Annotated in this window: 16 protein-coding genes; 10 read left to right on the plus strand and 6 right to left on the minus strand. The window is 40.2% G+C overall.

All coding sequences use genetic code 11. From position 1 onward, the window contains the following. Positions 1 to 6: 6 nt before the first annotated feature. The 3 genes from AC106S_RS21810 to AC106S_RS21820 all read right to left on the minus strand — a co-directional run bounded on the left by AC106S_RS21810 (position 7) and on the right by AC106S_RS21820 (position 3,877). A complete protein-coding gene (locus tag AC106S_RS21810) occupies positions 7 to 1,731 on the minus strand; it encodes an HAD-IIIC family phosphatase (protein WP_482441920.1) in 1,725 nt (574 codons plus the stop codon). 182 nt (positions 1,732 to 1,913) lie between these two features. Next, the gene (locus AC106S_RS21815) at positions 1,914 to 2,933 is read right to left on the minus strand and encodes an acyltransferase family protein (RefSeq protein WP_482441922.1); all 1,020 of its coding nucleotides are present in this window, start codon (positions 2,931 to 2,933) and stop codon (positions 1,914 to 1,916) included. Positions 2,934 to 3,064: 131 nt separating this feature from the next. After that, positions 3,065 to 3,877: a class I SAM-dependent methyltransferase gene (locus tag AC106S_RS21820; protein WP_482441923.1), complete on the minus strand. Its 813-nt coding sequence runs from the start codon at positions 3,875 to 3,877 to the stop codon at positions 3,065 to 3,067. 62 nt (positions 3,878 to 3,939) lie between these two features. Here AC106S_RS21820 and AC106S_RS21825 point away from each other — a divergent pair, with 62 nt between their 5' ends. From AC106S_RS21825 to AC106S_RS21835, 3 genes are read left to right on the plus strand one after another with little or no spacing between them, the layout of a single operon-like run. Next, entirely contained in the window at positions 3,940 to 4,482 is a 543-nt protein-coding gene (locus AC106S_RS21825) for an acyltransferase (RefSeq protein WP_482441924.1), read from the plus strand. 1 nt (position 4,483) lies between these two features. Further along, on the plus strand, positions 4,484 to 5,323 hold the full coding sequence (locus tag AC106S_RS21830) for a glycosyltransferase family 2 protein (RefSeq protein WP_482441926.1): 840 nt from the start codon (positions 4,484 to 4,486) through the stop codon (positions 5,321 to 5,323). Continuing rightward, positions 5,323 to 6,486 (plus strand): glycosyltransferase, encoded by a 1,164-nt coding sequence (locus tag AC106S_RS21835; RefSeq protein WP_482441927.1) that lies wholly within the window; start codon positions 5,323 to 5,325, stop codon positions 6,484 to 6,486. Before AC106S_RS21830 ends, AC106S_RS21835 begins: the two co-directional genes overlap by 1 nt. Here the strand turns inward: AC106S_RS21835 and AC106S_RS21840 are convergent, their stop codons facing one another. From AC106S_RS21840 to AC106S_RS21850, 3 genes are read right to left on the minus strand one after another with little or no spacing between them, the layout of a single operon-like run. Continuing rightward, a complete protein-coding gene (locus AC106S_RS21840) occupies positions 6,487 to 7,245 on the minus strand; it encodes an SDR family NAD(P)-dependent oxidoreductase (protein WP_482441928.1) in 759 nt (252 codons plus the stop codon). It abuts the gene before it with no gap. Continuing rightward, a complete protein-coding gene (locus AC106S_RS21845) occupies positions 7,245 to 7,478 on the minus strand; it encodes a phosphopantetheine-binding protein (protein WP_482441929.1) in 234 nt (77 codons plus the stop codon). The genes AC106S_RS21840 and AC106S_RS21845 overlap by 1 nt, the downstream gene beginning before the upstream one ends. Positions 7,479 to 7,509: 31 nt before the next feature. Beyond that, positions 7,510 to 8,484, minus strand: a complete 975-nt coding sequence (locus AC106S_RS21850; RefSeq protein WP_482441930.1) for a 3-oxoacyl-ACP synthase III family protein — start codon at positions 8,482 to 8,484, stop codon at positions 7,510 to 7,512. Between the two features lie 47 nt (positions 8,485 to 8,531). On the opposite strand from AC106S_RS21850, the gene AC106S_RS21855 reads away from it, so the two are divergent. The 7 genes from AC106S_RS21855 to AC106S_RS21885 all read left to right on the plus strand — a co-directional run bounded on the left by AC106S_RS21855 (position 8,532) and on the right by AC106S_RS21885 (position 19,404). Then, positions 8,532 to 9,101 carry an acyltransferase gene (locus AC106S_RS21855; protein ID WP_482441932.1) on the plus strand — a complete coding sequence of 190 codons (570 nt, stop codon included), beginning with the start codon at positions 8,532 to 8,534 and terminating at the stop codon, positions 9,099 to 9,101. Between the two features lie 100 nt (positions 9,102 to 9,201). Then, positions 9,202 to 10,332, plus strand: coding sequence for a glycosyltransferase (locus AC106S_RS21860; RefSeq protein WP_482441934.1), 1,131 nt, complete (start codon positions 9,202 to 9,204; stop codon positions 10,330 to 10,332). Further along, positions 10,314 to 11,291, plus strand: a complete 978-nt coding sequence (locus AC106S_RS21865) for a glycosyltransferase family 2 protein (protein WP_482441935.1) — start codon at positions 10,314 to 10,316, stop codon at positions 11,289 to 11,291. The genes AC106S_RS21860 and AC106S_RS21865 overlap by 19 nt, the downstream gene beginning before the upstream one ends. Before the next feature lie 11 nt (positions 11,292 to 11,302). Continuing rightward, positions 11,303 to 12,451 (plus strand): glycosyltransferase, encoded by a 1,149-nt coding sequence (locus AC106S_RS21870; RefSeq protein ID WP_482441937.1) that lies wholly within the window; start codon positions 11,303 to 11,305, stop codon positions 12,449 to 12,451. 11 nt (positions 12,452 to 12,462) lie between these two features. Then, positions 12,463 to 13,017, plus strand: coding sequence for a serine O-acetyltransferase (locus AC106S_RS21875; RefSeq protein WP_482441939.1), 555 nt, complete (start codon positions 12,463 to 12,465; stop codon positions 13,015 to 13,017). A gap of 424 nt (positions 13,018 to 13,441) precedes the next feature. Next, on the plus strand, positions 13,442 to 18,394 hold the full coding sequence (locus AC106S_RS21880) for a T9SS type A sorting domain-containing protein (RefSeq protein WP_482441940.1): 4,953 nt from the start codon (positions 13,442 to 13,444) through the stop codon (positions 18,392 to 18,394). 341 nt (positions 18,395 to 18,735) lie between these two features. Beyond that, positions 18,736 to 19,404, plus strand: a complete 669-nt coding sequence (locus AC106S_RS21885) for a carbonic anhydrase (RefSeq protein ID WP_482441942.1) — start codon at positions 18,736 to 18,738, stop codon at positions 19,402 to 19,404. Positions 19,405 to 19,428 lie beyond the last annotated feature (24 nt).

A 19,428-nucleotide genomic window follows, 5' to 3' on the forward strand; every position in this document is an offset into this window, starting at 1 on the left:
GTGTGTTTATTTATTGTTAATATATACTTCTTTAGACTGATAGCGGTTTACATCCAGAACCCATCTTTTGTTTTGCTGTACAAATCCCAGTCTTTCATAATGATCTTTTACCATTTGATTCTTAGCCGTCGGGATATATTCTCCTTCCACATATTGATAGCCGTTTTTTTCCGCAATATCTACAATGGTGTTCAGGGTAAAATCTTCCATTCCTCTTTTCAGGACGCGGCAGCTCATCAGCCAGGTATCAATAAACAAGGTGTCAGGAGTTTCTTTTTCAAGAACAACGACACAAATCAATCCGTTATCTCCATATTTATCTTCTAAAGTGAAGGACAGTGTATAATGCTTATCAGAGCCGATCATATTCTCTACATCCTGTTCCGTATACCTCACGGTTCTTAAATTGAACTGGTTGGAGCGCTGGGTAAGCTGTGATACCCGTGGTTTTGAAAAGCTGTTGAATGCCTGAACATCAGAAATCATATCCATACTTTTCAGGAAATCCTCCACATTGGTAAAGCTGTCCAGATCGGTTTTCCTTTGCGCTTCTACCTGATATTGCTTTGTGCGTTCCGCATCATTTTCAGAAAAGCTTGCTGTTTCAAAAAGATTCAGGCTGTACAGGTATTCCAGATATCCGGCCGGATCTTCCGGAAGTTCCGGAACACAGACTTCGGGAAGGTTTTCACGGACAATATTTCGTTCAAACGGATTATCATCCAGAAATACCATAGAATCAAATCCTATATTCAATATACTCTGGATCTTTCTGATATTATCGGCTTTATTGTCCCAGTTGGCTATGAAAACAGCGATATCATCCAGTTTAAGAACCATATCCGGATGTTTTTCAAAGGGTTCTTTTGCTTTGTCTTCATCATTCTTGCTGCAGACTGCCAAAATCACCCCTCTTTTCTGAAGCGCTTTTACCCAATACTGAAATTCGGTGAATGCTTTTCCAATTCCCAGACTTCCGATCTGAATTTTCTCCAGACCGTCATCTCCAATAATTCCGCCCCAGGTTGTATTATCCAGATCCAGAATCAGGCATTTTTTAAATCTCCCTTCCAGAGAAGAAATAATGCCGGTAAGATGATGGGCTACAACAGGAAGAGAGTCCAGCGAGAGCACCATCTCTGTATTCACATAAATGCTGGGAGAAAACATAAAGTTTCTGCCCCACTTATTCTGAATGGAAAGAAAATCAGCAATGAAGAAGTTATCATTTTTCACAGCAAGTTCCGCCGAAAGAAGATAGTTCAGCTTATTCAGCTGAAAAACAAAGGAAGACTCCACTTTATTGGAAAAGTTTCCGAAAACCTGGTTATCAATCACCGGAAAATTACAGAATATTACCCTGCTTTTTGTCCTGTTTTGGATTGTGCGGTAAAGCTCTTCAATATAAGAGATTTTGCTTTCTGCAAAAACAGAATGAGAATCATAGGATTTATAGTACTGTGCTAATAATTTATGAGAAGACTCAAAAATAATAGTGTAATCTGCATTAAAATCATAATATTCAGAAGTCGGGTCCAGAATTTGACGGGATATCTGTCCAAAATCGGCCTCGAAAATATCGAAATCAAAGCCTTCATCTAAAGCAGTACCCTTTAAAGCAATATTCAAAAACTGGGTAGCGGTATCGCCCAGCAGCGCCACTTTAATCTTCTTAAGTCCTTTTCTTTCTTTGCGGAGTTCTTTTTTGAGTTCAGAAAATGTTTTGTACATAAGTGATATGATATTAATTCTTAATGTACCTTTCTTCGTCCAACTCCACCGGATTGATTTTTTTATTCTTTAAACAGGTACTTGCCGGTACCGGAATTTCATTGAAAATAGGAGGATATAGATTGGGATTGTTTTCAATTTTCATAGTTGTGTCTGCTTTGTTACAAAAATAAAGATTTTTATCAGATTTTCACTCTTTTCAGATAATCTCTCAAAGGTTTTTCAATAAATTGATAAAACAGGATGGAGGTCAGGATAAGAACAGGAATATAAATCATAAATATAGTATCACTGTCCAGATAATATTTTCTAAGAATCTCTCTCAGAATATACAATATGGGAATGTGGGTGATATAGACAGCATAGCTCGCTTCACCCAGATATTCCAGTGGCTTTAACGAAAACAGCTTTGTAAGTCTGCCGCTGTTCATAGAAATTAAAACAATAAGAGGGATAAAAAGCAAAGCCATCAGCCCGTTATGATAAAAAAGCGGAACAAAGATCAGGGCAAGAAGTATAGCCGTAAAGATGAGAATCACCGGAATATCATAGTTCTTCTGTTTAAAATTCCTTACAAAGAAAATTCCGGCAAGGTTTCCCACCAGAAATTCATTGATGTGCATCAGGGGAAAATAATACAGAAACTCATGGCTTCCGGTATGAGGACCCTGATAAGAAGGTGAAGCTTCATAAAGATGGGAAAACACCTGGCTTGTCACCCAGATTATTCCGGCAGCCACCCAGATGCTTTTATTCTTTTTTGAATACAAATGATTATACAGCAAAGGAAAGAGCAGATAAAACAGAAACTCCACAGAAATAGACCATCCGGGAAAATTCAGGACCATGGCTTTACCGGGAATCCAGCTTTGCAGACCCAGAAGATAAAGAACCGCATCTGTACTATTAAAACCGGAATACCGCGTTACCAGATAAAGCAGTAATCCCAGTACATACAACGGATAAATCCTGGCAAACCTGTTCTTATAATAATCAAAATACGCTATTTTCTCTTTCTTATGATACGCAATGATCATAATAAATCCGGACAGGATAAAAAAATAACTTACCCCTACATTGGCTTTCAGAAAAATGTTTGAAATATAGCTGAGCTTATACAGAAACATATCTTTATTGAAATGCGAAATGACAATTGCCATAGCCGCAAGAAACCGGGTAAAAGTAATCTGACTTATCTTCATTCAAAAAAATTGTTCAACAGTATGATCTATTTTCAGTTAGCATTAAAAAATATTCAGGACATCCTAAAATAGCATACCATTAAAAATAAAATATACAGATCATCTGCCGGACAAAAATATAGTTCTGAAATCTATTTGATGAAAACACCGATGTATTTACCTTCATATTCCACAACAGTGGTTTCTATACTGTTTTTTTCGCAGAAATCCTGATAAGCGGAATTGTCGCCAATATCATCACTGATGAATACCCCGCCTTTTCTCAGATGCTGATACAATTCACCGTAGGCCCACATTCTTCCGTTATAGCTTTTATCGGAGTCATAGTGCAGCACATCGAAAACCTGATTTTCAGAAAAGATTTTCGGCAGCGATTCACGGTCTGCAAAACGAAACAGTTTCCAGCTGCTCTTAAGCTGCTCCGGAACCACATAACCTACATACTGATCACCATCCTGCGCCAGATAAGGCATATCTGAACTGTACAGCGTACCGTCTCTTTTCACCAATGAAAGAAGTGATGCGAGTGAAGACCAGCCGTACGCTACGCCCGTTTCCACCACATTTTCAGCAGCAGTGAATTCACAGGCATAATAGATCAGCTCCAGAGCTCCCGGACCTCCCATTTTCACAGGGCATTCCTTTTCCCTATGCTCTGCTGTTGCCAGTGCTTCACGGTAATCGGTACGGAAGGGTTCAATATCAAGTCCGAACAGCCTTGAGACCGCTTCTTTCTGGGAAACAGCCTTCTCCGCAGCCCAGGAATTGGTTTTTTCCTTTCCTTTGAATGCGTTGCTTCTGTTCACGGTGTTCTTAATGATTTTCCGGCCAAGTTCCGGATAAAGATCAGGCCTTTTCAGGTATCCTATAAATGTTTTGAGAACTCTTGTTATTTCGCTCACTGTGTTGTCTTTAATACCGCAAAAATAAATATTTTTTTTCATTTATCTAAAAACAGATTATATTTGTGATACCCAAGTGAAATGAAGAAAAATAAAAACCATATATGTTTTACAATCTTTTCGAGAAAATATACAGAAGGCAGCAGCTTTCTATCCTGAAAAAACACCCTGCCGTATTTTTTGAAAATATCAGACTCGGCGTTGGAGGGCGCTTTGTTCTTGCACAGGATCTGAAAAAAGTAAGTATCGGAAAATCGGTAGAGTTCAGGAATTACACCTGTATGCTTGTACTGAAAAACGCCACATTAGAGATTGGTGATCATTTTTTCATGAATAATTTCTGCTCGATCAATTGCCTGGAACATATTTCAATAGGTGAAAATACTTTATTTGGCGAAAACGTAAAGCTTTACGATCATAATCATACCTATGAAACCTCTCCCAAGTTCAAAGTACACCCTTCAGAATTTACAAAAGCTCCTATAAAAATAGGAAATAACTGCTGGCTCGGAAGCAATGTTACCGTACTGAAAGGTGTAACGATCGGAGACAACTGCATTATAGGAGCCGGATGCACCATATATAAAGACATTCCTGCCAATACGCAGGTGGTCAATAAACAGGATCTTGTTTTCAATACACTGTAAAATGAAATTTTCCGTACTTATTGCTCACTACAACAATGCCGCTCTCTTCAAAGACTGTTACAGTTCCCTGAAAAAGCAAACCTATAAAAACTGGGAGGCGGTTATTCTGGATGATGCTTCCTCCGAAGAAGAAAAAGAACAGATCCGTACCATAATTGCCGGAGATGAACAGTTCCGTTTTTTTGAAAATGAAAATAACTGCGGCGTAGGGGTTACCAAGAGTAAACTTATAGAACTGGCAACAGGCGAAATCTGTGGTTTTGTAGATCCTGATGACGCTATTCTCCCTACCGCGATCGAAAAAGCCGTGGAGGTATTCGCAAGAAAGAAAAATGTAGTCCTGGCCTATTCCCGTTTTATGAGCTGTGATAAAGATCTTAAACCTATCGCTCCCTTCAGATCTGCCATGCAGGTACAGAATAAGGATCCTTATTTTTTCAATTATCCTATTCAGATTGCCCATTTTGTGACTTTCCGGAAAGATATTTACGAGCAGACAGAAAAGATGAATACTGAGCTTAAAATTTCAGAAGATCAGGATCTCTATTTAAAAATGTACGAAAAGGGAGATGTTTACTTCATTGATGACACCAATTATCTTTACAGGACCCATCCAGGAGGTATTTCCCAAAACGACAACAAATCCAGATCCTACGAATATTTTGCCCAGGTTGTATTTAATGCACTGAAAAGGAGAAAAATCAGGACAATCAATGGTAAAAAAGTACCTGAAACCTATTCCGGTCATCAGGAAATTTTCGCTCTTCTGGAATATCAGAATACCATTCCGTATAGGATAAAAAGAAAAATCTCCATTACTTTACAGAAAATTTTCAGGTAATGCCCGAAGAAAATAAAAAAATAAACATCCTTTTCAGACACCGTTCCATGGAAATGGGCGGAGTGGAAAAAGTAATTCTCAGTATCATCAGGAATCTCAATCCTGAAAAGTTCGACATTACGGTATGCCTGAATCTCAATCAGGGCGAGCTCAGAGATGAGTTTCCGCAACATGTAAGAAAGGTATATCTTGCAGACGGCAGAGAAGATTTCTCTCAAAATCCTCTGATTCACAAACTGCAGCTGATCCGCAGAAGGCTGAAACTTGCCAAAGCACAGAAAAATCATAAAATAACCGACCGTATTCTGGGAAATAAAAGATTCGATGTGGAAATTGCTCCTACTTACTCGGCTTTTTCATCAGTGATCCATTCCAGCAATAAAGACTCCAAAAAAATAGGATGGTTTCACTCGGAGATCAATATCCCCGGGATGAAACCTCTGGTTCCTGATATTCTTGAAAATTTCCCGCAGTTTGATCACATGATCTACTGTTCCCAGAAAATCAAAGATATTATGCACCGGTCTTACCCGGACCTGCCCTACCCGGCTGAAAGCGTAGTGATCAACGCCATTCCTATTGAAGAAATAAAAAAGAAGGCCGAAGAAAAAATTGAAGACCTTCCTGAAGGACCTGTCTTTGTTTCCGTAGGACGGCTTCACGGCAGAAAAGGCTACCATAAACTTATCGACGCTCATAAAAGGCTTATTGACGAAGGGTTTCATCACAGTATCCTTATCCTGGGCAATGGTGAGGAAATGAAAAACCTGACGGAACAGATTCAGGCTAATAACGTTCAGAATACCTTTATTTTAGGTGGCAACAGAATGAATCCTTATCCGTACATTAAAAATGCCGACTACTTTATTCTTCCTTCCGAATCTGAAGCCTGGCCTCTGGTGATTGCCGAGGCCCTGATACTGCAAAAACCGATTATCGCTACGGATACCGGAGATGTAGGAGTTATGATCAGAGACCGTGAAACCGGATACCTCATCAGTTATGATACAAATGAAATGTATGAAGCCATGAAAGTTTTCCTGACTGACCCAGAGCTTGTTGCCGGAATCAGAAAAAATCTTGAAACCATAGAAGATCAGTTTGATAATCAGAAAATTTTTGATGCCGTGGAAGGAATCATTGAAGGCCTGGTAAAAAAATAATTACTGGGCAGAATACCCTCCGTCTACCACCATATTGGTTCCTGTAATCCATTTCGCAGCATCTGATAGCAGGAAAATGCAGGCATTGGCTACATCCTCAGGCTTTCCTATTCCCAGCGGATGTTTTTTAAGGATCTCTTCCGCTGCCTCTTCACCTATATTTTCGAACATTTTTTCCAAAATAGGGGTATCTACCATAGCAGGGCTGATACTGTTTACTCTCACACCGCTTCTTGAAAGTTCCATTGCCAGGGAGCGTGCCCCGGAAACAACGGCTCCTTTGCTGGCAGAATAAGCAGCCTTACCTATTTCCCCTACCATTCCGGCCACCGAGGAAATGAATACAAAAGCAGAGGTTTCGTTTTTATATTTCTTAAGGGACAGAATTTTGGCAATTTCAAAACCGGAGATCACATTCACTGCAAAAATATCATGATAAAGCTGAGGCGTATGTTTTTTCAGCGGCAGTGTTTTTTCTATTCCTGCACAATGGATAAATCCTGAAATTTTTCCTAAAACAGCTGTTTTCCCGGCAATCAGTTCCTCCAGATTTTCTGCCAGGGTAATATCTGCGATAATAATTTCTGCTTTAATGTCAGGAGAAAGCATGGATACCGTTTTTTGAAGCTCTTCTTCATTTCTTGCGATCAGGATAAGATCTGCCCCGGCCTTACTGCATTCTACAGAACAGCTTCTCCCGATTCCGGAAGAAGCCCCTGTAATAAGAATTGTTTTATCTTTTAACGAAAACCGATTCATTAATCTTCGAAATTTTCTTTACCGATGATGTCTACCAGGTCCGATACTTTTTCTATATCTTTAAACTGCTTGGTATCAATTTTCTTGTTAAAATTTTCGTCAACAAATGCAATAACGGAAAGCAGGCTGATAGAGTCATAGCTTTCCAGCTCTTTCAGATTGGTATCCAATGTAAGCGTTTGGTCTTCTTCCAGTTCTTCCTGTAATTTTTCTAAAAAAACGGATGTCTTCATATTTTTTATTTTATGGCTTTATATATTATCATTAAATTTCAATAATAGTGGCTCCCCAGGAGTATCCTACTCCAAAACCGGCCAACAGGACACGGTCTCCCTGCTTCAGCATTCCCTTATCCATCATATCTTTCAGCGCAATCGGAATGGTAGCCGACACGGTATTTCCTGTATTCTCCATGTTAATATAGAACTTTTCTGCGGGAATTTTAGTTTTTTTCCTTAAATAGTTCAGCATAAAAGAATTGGCCTGGTGAAAAACAAAATAGTCTATGTCGTCCATAGTAAGCCCGTTGGTTTCCAGCGTTTCTTTTACCAGTCCCGGAATATTTTCAATAGTGAAATTAAAGATCTCAGGCCCGTTCATATAAAGATTTCCGGGATCGAACTCATTTTCAGGATTCAGCTGGAAATCTGTTTTGAAAGCCCCTTTTTTTACAATAAGGTTTTCAGCACCGCTTCCGTCTGTACCCAGGCAGAATTTATAATCTCCGGCTCCTGTATCCTTTTCAATGATGGTGGAAGCTGATGCATCTCCGAATATACTGCGGTTGGCTTTGTCTTTACGGTTGATATGCTTCGTATAGGTCTCCGCAGTGATCAGCAGAACGTTTTCTGCAATACCTGCGGCTATTAATCCTTTAGCAAAAGCCATTCCATATACAAAACCGGAACATCCGAGATTGAAATCCATGGCTCCGATATTTTTTCTGAGCCCCAGCCTGTCCTGAAGAAGGCACGCCGTAGTAGGAAGAAAATAATCAGGGCTCTGTGTACAGAAAAGAATAAAATCTACTTTATCTCTTTCGTAGTTTTCAAAAAGCTTTTCAGACGACTTTACGGCAAGCTCCAGTACCGTCTCATGGGCTGCCGAAATATGGCGCTGCCGGATGCCTACTTTTTCATGAATCCTTTCGGAACTCCATTCAGGGAACTCTTTTTCCAAATCCTCATTGGTAAGAACCAGTTCCGGCAGATAATATTCTATTTTGGAAACTTTTATCATATTAAATAAATTCTTTTTCTTTGCAAAAGTAAAACAAATTTACAACAATGATCTTCATATACAGAATAGTATTGAAAATACATTCCGTCTACCATTCATTTCTGAACAGGGCCAGCCTTGAAGCAGCCAAATTCCGTGGTATGAAAGTGGGGAAAAGCTTCAATATGCCGGATAAAGTTTATTTCGGAACAGAGCCTTATCTTATTGAAATCGGGGATAATGTGAATATTGCGGCGAATGTAAGATTTATCAACCACGGAGGAACAACCACTCTTCTGAGAAGGCTTCCCGGTTATGAGGATGCCCGGATTTTCGGATGGATAAAAATAGGAAATAACTGTACCATCGGACTGAACTGTGTAATCACACAGGATGTACAGATCGGTAACAACTGTATCCTGGGTGCCAACTCTGTTCTGTCGCAGTCTATGCCGGACAATACTGTATTCATCGGCAACCCAGCTCAGTTTCTCTGCACCATAGAAGATTACGGCGACATTATCTTGAAAAACAATCCGGAATACCCCCGGGAGCTGGAAAAAGACAGGAAAAAACTGGATGAGTATATTAAGGCCAACCTGCCTTATAAATTCAAAAAAGCAAGAAGAATTAAATAGTATATGAGGCCGGTCCCTTAAAGACTGCTGTTTCCCAACGCTCCTCTAAGTTCTTTTTTATATTTTTGCAACAGTCATTCCCTGACGAATTGAAAACCAAATGAAAAAAAAAATATTATTTGTCTATTACCAGAATATAAAAATCGGAGGTGTTGCCAAAGTACTGGCGAATCTTACCTCAGAGCTGGCTGATGAAGGCTACGATATTGAGATCCTTTTTCTCATGGCTCCCCATCCTGATTTTTATAAGATCCATCCCAACATAAAAAAACACTACATCAATTCTTTTGCAGACAAATACTCAAAGTTTGCCACACATATTAATAATAAGTACAGATCAGTTCCCAAAATTTACACCGTGTATTCTTATCTCTATGACTGGGGTTCATACCGTGTACTCCGGGAATGGATCAGGGAAAATCATCACCGTTATGAAACAGTTGTAGCCTGCTGGTATAAGCTGGCCACCATGCTTTCTTTTGAAAAAGAGATCAACAAAAAGACCATTGCCTGGGAACATTCTTCCTTCAGGATTGGCGGTGTTGTTTACGATAAAATGCTGAGAAGGAACTACAAAAATCTGAAGGCTGTTGTATCCATCAATAAACCTTCGGTAAAGTATTATGAACAGTTCGGCAAAACATTTTTTATTCCCAATCTTTCGGATGGGATATATGAAAGGCTGGAATTTACACCTCCTGAAAAAAAGGAGAAGCTGATCAGTTTTGCGGGAAGGCTGGATAAAACCAAAAATGCCATAGAACTGGTAAAAATTTTTCACGAAACGCCCAAACCCTCAGGCTGGAAACTGCAGATCATTGGTGATGGCCCGGAAAAAGACAATATCCTGGAATACATCAGAACTCATCATCTGGAAGACCAGGTTGTTCTGCTGGGTGCCAGACTTCCCGAAGAAGTAGCTGCTTTGATGCAGAAATCAAAGATCTTTATTTTCACTTCTTTAAGTGAAGCATTCGGGCTGGTGCTTGTAGAAGCCATGTTCTGCAGCAATGCCATTATTTCCTATAACTGCGAATTCGGCCCGTCAGACATTATCAATGAGAAAAACGGTTTTTTAATCCCTTTACATGACAGGAAAATGTTTGCTGAAAAGCTTAAATTTCTTATTCATGATGATCAGTTTCTGACAGATCTTATGAGATCGTCTTTTGAAGAATCACAAAAGTGGAGAAAGGAAAAAATTATAGAGCAATGGAAGGAGATACTTTAGACAGCGGGATAGGTATATCTGTAATCATTCCGGTATATAATTCTGCGGCTACCCTGAAGAAATGCGTAGACTCTGTTCTGAACCAGACATACTCCAATTTTGAACTCCTTTTAATCAATGACGGCTCTTCCGATCATTCCCTGGAGATCATGAATTCTTTTGCCGAAAAAGACAAAAGGGTAAAAGTAATCGATAAAATAAAGAACAGCGGAGTAAGTGATACCAGAAATACGGGTATGGCTCATGCAAAAGGCAAAAACTTATGTTTCATCGATGCTGACGACTGGGTAGAAAATAATTATTTCCAGATTTTTAAGGAACAGTATGAATCTCCGGATGTTTTGCTTATTCAGAATATCATCCGCGGCCAGCCGAGGGATCTCCTTTGTAAAACTTACCACATTCAAACCGATTTCACTGAACTTCTGGTGAGGAATAATCTGCTTTATTTCGGAGGTCCCTGCGCCAAATTTTTCGAAAGAGAGATTATCTTAAAAAACAATATCAGTTTCAACAAAGAGGTCAGCTACGGTGAAGATCTTATGTTTTTCATGGAATATTTCATGCATACTGATTCTATAAAAATTCTCGACGCCGCGCTCTATCACTATGAATATACTGACGGGTCCCTGAGCAGGATAAAGCATTCTTTCAGCTCATTATTTACCCTTCACTCAGCAGTAACAGATTTTATTACTTTCCAGAAACGGGAAGATAAAGGAGCAAAAAAATATCTGTATCAATTCGACTGGGATTTTATTGAATCTTCCATAGACCAGGGAATTATCGGAAGAAACTTTAAAAAAGAGGAATCTGATCTTTATCTTCAAAAAATCAGAGACTCCCTCAGCTCAAATCATTTTTTATACACCGGCTATTACCGAAAAGTTTTATTTTTGCTTCTGAAGGCCGGACAATTCCGTTCAGTCCTGAGACTTAAAAGATTTTTAAACACATAATACCTATTGCCTTGAAGAAAAAAATATTGATCAGAATCGGTTCCCTACGCCATGGCGGTGCAGAAAAAGCATTGATTAATTTTCTGAAAAACATCCCGTCAGACAAATATGAAATTGACCTTCTGATCAATTTATACTCCGGACAGTACATTAAGGATGTTCCCGCCTGGGTCAATCTTTATTATCTCATCAAAGGGGAAATGATCACCACCAACAGACCTCATGAAATTCCGGTGAAAGCCTTCCGCGTTCTTTACCAGAAAATGTTCCTGTGGTTCCCGGCGCTTCTCTATAAGTTCATCCTGAAAAACAAGAAATACGATGTAGAAATTGGCGCTATCCACGGAATGTATAAAGATATCCTGTCCAGCCCTTTAAAGGATTCAAAAAAAATCATCTGGATTCAAAACGATATTTTTAGTTTAAAGGAATTTACTCCGGATGTGATCAGGGAGTTCTTTAAATTCGATAAAATACTTGTGATCTCAAACAAGCTGGAAGAGGGGATGCTGAAGCATGCCCAAAATGAGAATGAAAAAAAATCGATTGTAAAAATTTACAATCCTATCGACAGGAATGATACTTTGGAAAAAGCCCATATTGCTGTTGATGACATGCCTTTTACAGAAAGCAGTGATCCTGTTTTTGTTTCCGTAGGAACCGTGTATCCCCAAAAAGGCTATGACAGACTTCTGCAGGTTCACAAAAGATTACTGGATGAGGGCCTGAAGCATAACCTGCTGATCATCGGTGACGGCTACGATCTCGAAAACATACAGGCTCAGCTGGAAACCCTGAATGTACAGAAAACAGCCAGAATGCTGGGCTATAAAAGCAACCCGTACCCTTATATGGAAAAATCCGATTTCTATGTAATGTCTTCCAGGCATGAAGGCTATCCAACCATTATTGCTGAGGCTCTTATTCTGAAAAAGCCTGTTTCGGCAACAGATATTTCCGGAATCAGAGATCTTCTTCAGGACGGAAAACTGGGAATCATCACGCCGAATTCCGGGGACGGGATTTATGATGGCATGAAAAAATTCCTCATCAACAGAGATCTTGCCGAACAGTATAAAAAAGAAATAGCCCATACAGAGCTTCCTTTCGTTCTGGAAAAATCGGTACAGCATATCCAGGAAATCATCGATCACGTATAAAAACAACTGTTATGGCTGAGTATTCTATTATTCAAAAGGATTTTTACCGGGAAAACGGCCAGTGGCTGTCCGGTTTTCAGATATGGAAAAAGTGCATTAATCCCAATCTCCATTTCATCTATATTTTCAGAAAAGCCCAGCAGCACCTTAACCATCCCGTTTCAGGAATTTTCTGGAAGTTTGTTTTAAGGCATTATCAGATCAAATACGGATTCCAGATCTATCCTGAAACGCAGATCGGAGAAGGTTTTTATCTTGGCCACTGGGGAAGCCTGGTGATCAATCCGAAAGCAAAAATCGGGATCAACTGTAATATCGCACAGGGGGTAACCATCGGGCAGCAGAACCGGGGTAAAAACGCAGGCGTTCCTGTAATCGGCAATGAAGTATGGATAGGCACCAATGCCGTAATTGTAGGAGGTATAACCATTGGAGACAACGTTCTGATCGCCCCGAATTCTTATGTAAATTTTGATGTTCCCTCCCACTCTGTTGTTATGGGAAATCCGGGGAAAATTTATCCTAATGAAAAAGCAACGGACGGCTACATCAATCATAAAATATAAAATTTTACCCTTTTCAATATATTTTTTTCATAGTCTTTAATTATAAAAGATTATTTACAACTCATTAATAATGAGCAGCAAAAATATAACTCAAACGTTGTGGGATATATTTTTTTTATTTACTTTTACAAAAAACTTAAAGCTTTTAATGTTCAGGTTTTTTACGCTAAAAAACACATAAAACTAAAGACAACCATGAAAAAAATTACACCAACCTTCCCAAAGCGGGTCTCCCGCTGCTATCATTTACTCCACATTTATTCCCGAAAATAACAGAACAGACGGTTTAAATTAAGATCTCCGTAGACCTGTGGTTTACAGGAACATCATTTTCCATGATAACATGGAAAACGATCGCTTGATTTTTCCGTCCGGCTGCCTATAACTTTTAAAACACAACGTTTAACAATTTCTCGGAAACATTATGAAAAAAAAATCTACGCTGCAGGCGTTTGCCGTACTATTCTGTATAGTACCCAGCCATGCTTTTTCCCGGGTAGTTCCTGTTTCGGAACACATTTATGAAAAAGAAAAACTTCTCCGGCCGGAAAGCCTGGCCCCACCCTACGTCTACGATCTGGATCCCGGCTTCACTGTTCAGCAGAACGTAAGCCAGAAAGGTCTTGTCGTTATTGAAGGCAAGCTCACCAAACCTTTTACCACCGGAAATATCCGTATGGAGATCAAGTACAGGAATTCACAGGGAGACTGGATCACTATCTGGTGCAAGACGCTGTACTCATACAACCAGTACAATGAAAACCTTAAGGCCTTTTTTGAACTTCCGGCTTCCGCCAACCCTGCCTACAATTTAAAAATTGAGCTGAATTCTGATGTCAATATCAGCAATTTCAGCAGTGTGGCATGGGAAAGATCTGTAAATCACTATAAAGAAGGCGATTATGCAACGGCATCCTGTGAACTGGACGAAAATGAATACACGATCCTCCTGACCCCTAAAAAAAGCGGAACACTGACTTTTGATGCCACAGGAAAAGTCACAGGAATCAAAGACAGGGTTACTTCTGCCCATTCCTGGAATAAACTCGGGAATGTGATTATGAACAACAAAAAGGATGATGTTGTATTTTCTCCGGCTACACCTGCCCAGCTTGCTCCGGACGGAAAATCCATCACCATGATCAATACAGGTGCTGCAAACAGTGTATTGGGATCTACTCCCGAATTCATTTATGATGAAATGGCAGGGCATCCTATCCCTTATTTATACAGCTACAATGATCCGGTGTATATGTTTGCCGGAAAATTTTCCATCAACGGATTAATGATGAAATTCAGCCAATGGCCGGGAGATGCCAACGGACCGGGCTATCACAATTTCAAGAATCCCAACCAGCTGGAGAGCAGGTATTTCAACCTGTACAATACCATCCATGAAAAGCTATCCGATTTCATGACCGATCAGGAGCCTATTGTTATTGTATCCAGCTATATTACAGGATTCAGAGTGTATAAGAGTGATGGCACACACATTAACATAACCAACCTTACCGCCCACAGCAATTACGGCGGACCTTATTTCGGCTATACCAATGACCAGGGAAATGCCCGCAGAGGTCCCGGTTCTGAAAATCTGATCATATCCAATACTCCGGAAATGACTTTATATGGTATGGGAGCTCTTCGTAATGATGTAACAAACTTTTACCAGCCTGTAAGATCGCTTCAGGATATCGAATCAGAGGTATCAAAATTCATCAACTATGTAGGAATTTTTAATGTACCTTATAACTCAGGGGATTGCGTGAATGCATGCTATACTGTAAATTCAGGAGCTACTCCTGACAATACGCCTGCTGACTGGACGAAAGCTCCCAACAGCTATATTTTCACCGGAAAAGATAAGAATGGCAATCCTGCTGACGGTCTTTACATTCCTGTAAAAAAAGCCTATGAAATGTGGGCGAAAGGCGGCGATCTGATGAAGGATGAACAGAACAATTACACTAAAATTCCGGATAACGGAATTCCTTCTGCCGGCCTTTACTGGGAAGATGAAATTGGCCTGATCCGCTCCGTAGCCCTGGAAGGAACCGGGGAAAATGCCAAAATAAAAGTACTGGTTAATAAACTGAAAGAAGGAAACGCCGTTGTTTCTTACCGCGTGAATGACAAAGTGTACTGGACATGGCATGTATGGGTAACTGATGATCCTACGGACGGAAGTACGTATCACCTGGGATTTGAAGAAGATAAAAACGGTAATCTGGTCACCGACTGGAAATGGATGGACAGAAACCTGGGTGCCACTCATGCCAATCTTACAGGTCACGGCTTCCAGAGATCCGGAGGGCTGCAATACCAGTGGGGAAGAAAAGATCCTTTCCCTTCCAATTATAAAGACCTTTCTATTTATACCATCAGAGGAGAAGTCGGAACTTTAAAAGGTTCTGTCCCGTCCAAATACAGAGGAAATTTATATGCAGCTGCAGACAATACCGGCTTTGATTCCCCGAACGGAAATATCAGATATTCCATCAATAACCCGATCAACCTCATCATTCCTCCGGTTTATGTTTATAAAATAGGGGAAACTCCTGTGAATAACGGGGAGAACTACCTTGTACAGGGGCCGGCCGCATCAGACTGGGAAAGAAAGGAGCAGACCACCTGGTTCTCAAAAAGCAAATACAAAGTATACGATGCCGATCATTATAAAAATGAAACATGGGATCTTTGGGGAGATACCAGAGGGGGTAAGTGGACAAATATAAGTACTTCTGATGTAAATGTTGCTAAAGAAAGTAAGCGGTATGCTATGAAATCTCCATATGATCCGTGCCCGTGCGGGTGGAGGGTTCCTTCTTTCTATTCATCAGTAGATGCCGGAGCAAAAACCAGCCCGTGGGGAAAAGCCGGAGGAGCGAATAATGTAGATATTGTTCCTAATACTCCAAATGTTCAGTATCCGGGAATAAAGGTATACCCGGGCTATGGATTTGACCTGAGCAATGTTGCAGACCGCAATCTGGGAATGCTTCCTATCACCGGAAATTATGAATATTATCCGCAGCCAATGACCTTAATCAACCGGACAAGTGCTCAGATCGATGCGCTGAGAGACGGTAATAAATTATACAAACAGCCGATCATTGGTTTCCAGGATCAGCACAGTGACGGGGCACTCCACGCATCAACCTTCTTCTCTTCCATCAGCATAGGGGGAACTCCGGTTACCGGAGCAAGAGGATTATTCCTGATTTCAGATGCCGGGAATATTCCCGGCCATTCAAGTGCGGGATGGCATAATATCGCCTACAACAGGGTTTTGGAAGGCAATACTTATGAAACAAGAGCAGTACGCTGCATAAAAGACCCCAACAATGCTTATATGCCGTCAGTATTTGAAACAGATTATGTTCTTTCATCTCCTGCACAGTATACCCTTGAGACTCTGAAAGAATGGACCAAAGAACCCAACAGCTATATCGAATATACCAATAATTCACTGGAGGTTCCTGCAGCCGGCAAGGACAGAATCATTGATATTCCTTTAAAGAAAGCTTACGCTATGCACAAGCTGTATTTATCTGAAAACAATGAGATGCCTGCCGGAAGTATAAAATCAACTTCTGTGGTATGGACCACAGACCAGAGCCTGATTTCCAAAGTAGAAATTATTGACGGCTCAATTGAAACGGCAAAACTGCGCGTTACCCTTAATGAAAACAGAACAGGAAATGCCGTAGTAGGATTCCATTTAGGAAACTCCGGGCAGTGGACCGCCGGAAACAATACAGACCCTCTTCTCTGGAGCTGGCATATCTGGGCACCTAAATCCGTTATACAGGAACAGCCGGAGTATAAGACAGAAACCGTTGCCAATACGGGAATTACCGAAGACACTGCCGGTCAGTTTGTCAATTCCGCAAAAAGCTATTACGGAGTTCCGTTAAAAACAACCCTGATGGACAGAGACCTGGGTGCCTTAGGCCCATTCCTGAACCAGCATATGGTAGAACAGGGCCTATACGGTACATTCTATTATAATGCATCCAATCCTGCCTATTACGGAAATGCTATCGTGCAGACGATCAAAGACAGCGGCGGACTTCATTACCAGTGGGGAAGAAAAGATCCGCTACCGGTATTCTACTATCCCGGAGGTTTTTATGAGCACTCTGCGGGAGGAAATACCCGGAATCTGTTCAGAAAGTATACTATTTTCAGGCAGACCGGAACCAGTGCCGGAAATATCGTTTATTCAGGAGCGATTGATGAAACCAGCTATATGGCCAACCAGACTAAAGATTATTCCACGTATTCCAGCGGTGTGGCAGCCAATGATACTCCGGACCTGAAGCTTAAAAAGGTTCTGAAGTATTCGGTGAATAACCCTTCTGTTTTCATGTATCAGAGTGCAGCTGCAAGTAAAGACTGGATTTCCGGAGAAAACGGCCTGGCTTCTGAAAGATGGGGACATGCCACAGAGAAATCACCTTATGACCCGTGTCCTGAAGGATGGAGAATTCCAGATGTACAGGGAATCGCTGACGGAGGAGTGAATATTTCTCCGGGATTCCTGGCCTATGCCAAAGGAAACTCACCGTGGTATTACCACGCTAATTTTATCCAGAACAATAAAAATGTTTATGGTCTGGATCCTTCCGATATGAATACTTTTGTGAGCAATGAAGCTTTCAGTGCATCCAAACTGAATTATCTGGGCGGCTATGTAAAATCTGTTCCTCCTGCCGGCCAGGGAAGGGTAAATGTGAGATACGGCTTTATCTTTAATAAGCCTGAATACAATATCGGTAATTTCCCGAATAACGGAATCAGAGGATTTGGCGGAGGAAATGCCCTGACAGCTTCCCAGGCCGGTACATTCGGAGCTGATGAGAATTTCAAGCTTTCCGGAGTATGGACCGCGGCTCTCAGAGGAGATAACTCTATCGGAATCCTGTTCAATACGGAGATCAGCCAGGTAAGTCACGATGTAAAAATGTATTTCTTTACCCCAAGCTTCTCTTTCCGTCCCCAGTCTGCCATGTCGTGCCGATGTGCGAAAATCCAGTATGATGCAGATGGAAAGGAGATTCCAAGATATGAACCGTTTGCGATTCCTGTTCCTAAAAACGCAGTACAGAAAGCAGTGAATATCTTTGCTGAAAAAGAAATAGAAAAGATTCAGAAGGATAATAAACTGATCCTGTTCCCGAATCCAGTGAAAAATACCCTGTACATCAATGCTGATGATAAAGATTATTATTTCCAGATTTACAATCTTTCCGGACAGCTTATTAAGGAAGGAAAGTTTGAGAACAGACAGACCGATGTTTCTTCACTGATATCCGGAGCCTATCTGGTACGGATCAACAATGCGGAAACCTTTGTAAAAATCATTAAACAGTAACAAACTGCCATTGCTTTAAACGAACTGCCTCAGACTGAGGCAGTTTTTTTATGCAGATTTAAAAATATTTTGATCTTTAAATTCAATTTTATGATTAATAGTTCGTAATTTTATCATTGTTTTTTGAGTTTGGATTATTGCTTTTTCAGAAAAACTTATCTGAAAATGGCTTGTAATGATCTTTTTAAATATGATTTTAAGCATATTTTAATATTAAATTTTGTTAAAAGTGTCTGCCTTTACGGCAAAAATTATATTTTTGCATGATTATTGATTTAGTCTATTGAATTTGAAAATAATTTAAACGAAATAAATAATTATAAACCTTAAACATTTAAATTATGTCACAATCGTACGAAGTTATTTTCGAAAACAACAAGAAGTGGGTAGAGTCTAAAATTGCAGAAAACCCGGATTTTTTCCATGAACTGGCTAAAACTCAGACGCCTGATTATCTGTATATCGGATGTTCAGACAGTAGAGCAACAGCAGAAGAGATCATGGGTGCAAAACCGGGAGAAGTTTTTGTCCACAGAAACATTGCCAATGTTGTCAATACTTTAGACATGAGTTCCACAGCGGTTATTCAATACGCGGTAGAACATCTTAAAGTAAAGCACATCGTGGTATGCGGACATTACAACTGTGGTGGTGTAAAAGCAGCGATGACCCCTCAGGACTTAGGATTATTAAATCCGTGGCTGAGAAACATCCGTGACGTTTACAGATTGCACCAAACTGAATTAGACGCTATCGAAGACGAAGGAAAACGTTATGACAGACTGGTAGAACTTAACGTTCAGGAACAGTGTATCAACGTGATCAAAATGGCCTGCGTGCAGGAAAGATACATTTTAGAAGAGTATCCTATCGTACATGGCTGGGTGTTTGACCTTAGAACCGGTAAGATCATTGATCTGGAAATTGATTTTGAGAAAATCTTAAAAGACATTCAGAAGATCTACAACCTTACAAGTTCTGACTGGGTAATGAGCAGAAAAACTCAATAATTTTTTTCTGACAAAAAGAGAGTA

The organism is Chryseobacterium sp. FR054 (assembly GCF_056844565.1).

Coding starts and splice junctions, on each gene's coding strand:
- AC106S_RS21810 (WP_482441920.1), bottom strand. CDS start 1,731: ATGTACAAAACATTTTCTGAACTCAAAAAAGAACTCCGCAAAGAAAGA.
- AC106S_RS21815 (WP_482441922.1), bottom strand. CDS start 2,933: ATGAAGATAAGTCAGATTACTTTTACCCGGTTTCTTGCGGCTATGGCA.
- AC106S_RS21820 (WP_482441923.1), bottom strand. CDS start 3,877: ATGAAAAAAAATATTTATTTTTGCGGTATTAAAGACAACACAGTGAGC.
- AC106S_RS21825 (WP_482441924.1), top strand. CDS start 3,940: ATGTTTTACAATCTTTTCGAGAAAATATACAGAAGGCAGCAGCTTTCT.
- AC106S_RS21830 (WP_482441926.1), top strand. CDS start 4,484: ATGAAATTTTCCGTACTTATTGCTCACTACAACAATGCCGCTCTCTTC.
- AC106S_RS21835 (WP_482441927.1), top strand. CDS start 5,323: ATGCCCGAAGAAAATAAAAAAATAAACATCCTTTTCAGACACCGTTCC.
- AC106S_RS21840 (WP_482441928.1), bottom strand. CDS start 7,245: ATGAATCGGTTTTCGTTAAAAGATAAAACAATTCTTATTACAGGGGCT.
- AC106S_RS21845 (WP_482441929.1), bottom strand. CDS start 7,478: ATGAAGACATCCGTTTTTTTAGAAAAATTACAGGAAGAACTGGAAGAA.
- AC106S_RS21850 (WP_482441930.1), bottom strand. CDS start 8,484: ATGATAAAAGTTTCCAAAATAGAATATTATCTGCCGGAACTGGTTCTT.
- AC106S_RS21855 (WP_482441932.1), top strand. CDS start 8,532: ATGATCTTCATATACAGAATAGTATTGAAAATACATTCCGTCTACCAT.
- AC106S_RS21860 (WP_482441934.1), top strand. CDS start 9,202: ATGAAAAAAAAAATATTATTTGTCTATTACCAGAATATAAAAATCGGA.
- AC106S_RS21865 (WP_482441935.1), top strand. CDS start 10,314: ATGGAAGGAGATACTTTAGACAGCGGGATAGGTATATCTGTAATCATT.
- AC106S_RS21875 (WP_482441939.1), top strand. CDS start 12,463: ATGGCTGAGTATTCTATTATTCAAAAGGATTTTTACCGGGAAAACGGC.
- AC106S_RS21880 (WP_482441940.1), top strand. CDS start 13,442: ATGAAAAAAAAATCTACGCTGCAGGCGTTTGCCGTACTATTCTGTATA.
- AC106S_RS21885 (WP_482441942.1), top strand. CDS start 18,736: ATGTCACAATCGTACGAAGTTATTTTCGAAAACAACAAGAAGTGGGTA.